Raw genomic sequence first — 942 nt, forward strand, 5'->3', positions numbered from 1 at the left:
GAACGGGGGCGGGGGGGGGGGCGGGGGGGGGGCCCGCCGCCCCCCCCCCGCCCCGCACCGAGGCCCTGAGGACGCCGCCTATCATGGGCCCACGAGCGCGAGCCCGTGCCCCGTGCCCCGTGCCCCATGACGAGCAACCTGGACACTCCTTCCCCATGACGTCCCCACCGCTGCGCAAGGACGCCGCCCGCAACTGGGAGCGGATCGTCGCGGTCGCCCGCGCCCTGGTCGACCAGGGCGCCGCACTGCAGCTCAACGACGTCGCGCGCCGGGCCGGCGTGGGGGTCGCCACGGTCTACCGGCACTTCGCCACCCCCGAGGCGCTGCTGGAGACCGTCGCCACGCCCTGCCTGGAGGACCTGGCCGCACACGGCGAGCAGGCCGTGGCGGACCCCGACCCCTGGCGGGCGCTCACGGACTTCCTGTCCCGCGTCGTCGAGGCCCAGCTCACCGACGCGGCACTGCCCCCGGTCGCCGCCGCGGCCGAGGACGCGCTGCCGCGCACGACGCAGCTCAAGACGTCGCTCGCGAGCTCCGGCACCGTGCTCCTGGAGCGGGCGCGTGACGCCGGAGCCGTCCGCCCCGACCTGGCCGCCACCGACCTGGTCCCGCTCATGTGCGGCATCGCCCACGCCGTGGGTGTCCACGGCGGCACGACCGGCGACCGGATCGACACCGGCCGCCGCTACCTCGACACCCTGCTCGACGGCATGCGCCCCGCCCCGTCCCGCACCTGAACGGTGGACGCCGGTCAGTGACGCGCGGCCAGGGCGAGGGTGCGATGGGCGGCGGTGAGAACGGCGGCGTCGACGAACCGGCCGTCGGGGAGCGACTGCGCGCCGGGCCCGGCCCGGCGGGCCGCCTCGACGACCTCCTCCGCCTCCTCGACCTCGCGGGCGGTCGGACGGTACGCCCGCGCGATCACCGGCAGCTGCCGCGGGT

At 77.7% G+C, this 942-nt stretch carries 1 protein-coding gene and 1 pseudogene; one reads left to right on the forward strand and one right to left on the reverse strand.

What is annotated here, in order from left to right:
* Positions 1-155 precede the first annotated feature (155 nt).
* Complete coding sequence (locus ACOV8S_RS11715; RefSeq protein WP_448317719.1) at positions 156-737, forward strand: TetR/AcrR family transcriptional regulator; 582 nt, start codon at positions 156-158, stop codon at positions 735-737.
* A 14-nt stretch (positions 738-751) separates the two neighbouring features.
* On the opposite strand, the pseudogene ACOV8S_RS11720 reads toward ACOV8S_RS11715, so the two are convergent.
* Positions 752-942 (reverse strand): annotated as a pseudogene (locus tag ACOV8S_RS11720) (CoA ester lyase); the annotation flags it as partial.

Source organism: Streptomyces sp. CO7 (assembly GCF_053474865.1).

What these genes read in the sequence shown, in the direction of transcription:
- ACOV8S_RS11715 (WP_448317719.1), top strand. Translation starts at nt 156, where the DNA reads ATGACGTCCCCACCGCTGCGCAAGGACGCCGCCCGCAACTGGGAGCGG.